At 66.0% G+C, this 2272-nt stretch carries 1 protein-coding gene; it reads left to right on the forward strand.

What is annotated here, in order from left to right; translation table 11 throughout:
* The coding region (locus tag AB0H49_RS34375) for a hypothetical protein (RefSeq protein WP_357257304.1) at window positions 1–1835 on the forward strand (1835 nt) is incomplete at its 5' end.
* Window positions 1836–2272: the final 437 nt, after the last annotated feature.

Genomic DNA, 2272 nt, shown 5'->3' on the forward strand with positions numbered 1-2272 from the left:
ACCTGGACGACATCGTGAACCTGCGCCTGCCCGGCGACTGGGTGAGCCAGTGGCGCCTGATGGGCGGGGGCCACAAGGCCGTGTGGACCGCACGGCGGGCGGCCCGGGAGCTGGTCGGCGACGAGGCGACGTACGGACCGGCCCTGTGGCCGATCCTGCGCGAGCGCCTGGGCCTGGACGAGGAGGCCGACCTGATGGAGGACTGGCTGACCATCCCGCCCGACGTCGCCGACCGCCAGGCCGTCGTCAAGCTGCTGCTGCCGCTGACCTTCGTCGGCGCCGAGCTGGACCGCCAGGACCTCACCGCCCTGGTGAACATCAAGCTCCCCGGGGACTGGGTGGCCAAGTGGCACACCAAGGCCGGCCAGCAGGACGGCGACCACTGGGTCGAGTGGACCCACCGGCCGCCCGCTCCCCCGAAGCCCGCGTGCCCCGACTTCCTCGACTTCTTCGACCCCCGCATCCAGGACGCCATTTTCGCCTGCAAGCCGGGTGAGGTGGTCATCGGAATGGACGCCTTCGGCAACATCGTCACCAAGATGCTGATGGGCGACAGTGCCCACTGGGCGCTTTCCATCGGCTCCGGCGGTGGAAAGTCCAACCTGATCCAGTTCGTCATCCTGCAATTGGTCTGGCAGGGCTGGACCGTCATCACCACCGACCCGAAGCGCAATTCCGTCGCGTGCTTCTCCGGGCTCCCCGGCTTTTACCTCTACAACGACCCGATGGCGGTCGGTGATATGCGCCGGACCCTGGCGTGGTTCCTGGAGGTGTCGAAGGCCCGGCAATTCGTTCAGCTCCGCAATCCGGCAATTCAGCTCCCCGGAGTTGTATTTATCATGGAGGAGGCCAACGAAACGGCCGACCTTTCCCGGGAATGGTGGCGGCGCAATAAGCCGAAGAACGCGCCCGCCGCTGACCCGTTCTGGGCGGATGTGGCGTCCGCCCTCCGCACCTCCCGAAATGTCAACGGCCATGTCATCGGCGTATTCCAGGACCTCCGCGACGACAAGACCGGCCAGCAGGGAATGAGCGTCCTCTTTCCCGAGATCATCATGGGCAAAATCAAGGAGAAGCAGTGGGACCGCATCATCGGCGGTCGCATGCCGGATATCACCGGCAATGACCGGGCCGGGCGCATTCTCATCGGCCAGAACGGCGAGCGCGTGTGGGTCCAGGTGCCCAGCTGCGACCCGCCCGAGGACTCCCCGGCCCGGTACATGGAGTGGGCCACCGAAGCCCGCCGCCGCCGCCCCTGGACCTACGAGACGGCCGGCCTCTACGGCACCCCGCCCCAGCCCCAGGAGCAGGAGGTCCCGGCGCTGCTCAAGGGCACGTCACATGACCCCGCGGTGAACCCCTCCCCCCGGGTTCTGCTGGACAAAGTCCCAGCTCAGAGCCATGACACCGTGAAGGATGACGCACGGCCTGACAGCCCCCGTGACGCCCGTCCTGACGCCCCCCGTGACGCTCTGGCGGGCTGGGACCTCGGGCCCGAACTGCGCGACGCGGTGACCCGCATCCTCGACCGCCAGGGCGTCGCCGCCCAGGCGCCGGCCGACCCGCAGCACGAGGCCGAGGAGCCCCAGGACGCGCCCCAGGCGCCCGCAGAGCCGGAGGAGGAGCGCCTGTCCATCGCCGAGATCGCCCGCCGCTTCAAGGCCCTGGAAATCCCCGTCAGCGAGGCCAACATCCGCCAGCACAAGACCCGCAACAAGGCCGTCTTTCCCAAGGGAGAGAAGGACGACAAGGGCAAGGAAACGTTCCTTGCCAGCGAAATCCGGACCTACTTCGAAGGCGTCGAGGAAAGGAAAAAGGGCCGCGCGGGAATGTGATTCCGAAATGCCCCCTCAATTCGAGGGGGCATTTTCATGCCTATTTTCGGGACAATATCGGGGGCGATGTGGGGTCGGCATGGGGGCTGCGGCAGGATCGTCCGACACCCGCGAAGTGATACACGCTGCTACCCGAAAAACGCGACACATCGTCAACGGGGGCCGGGCAGAACTCCGGACGCTACACAGTGCATCACGGCCGAAAAGGGGTCTGAGGGGAATTCGATAAACCCTCGGCAACGGGCCGAATTTGACCCTGAATTCGCCTCGAAAGGGGTCGGATGAGGGCATTTTGGCTGAGTGCGAAGCGCGAAGAAATGGGCTCAACCAATAGGCAGAAAGGCTCTGCAATTTGGCCTGGAAAAGGCGGGTAAAAGTCGCGAAGCGGCTTTTCTGGGTTAAATGGGCCGCAAAGCGGGCCCGATGGGCGGCTCCGC

Source organism: Nocardia sp. NPDC050713, from assembly GCF_040654315.1.
GTDB lineage: Bacteria > Actinomycetota > Actinomycetes > Mycobacteriales > Mycobacteriaceae > Nocardia.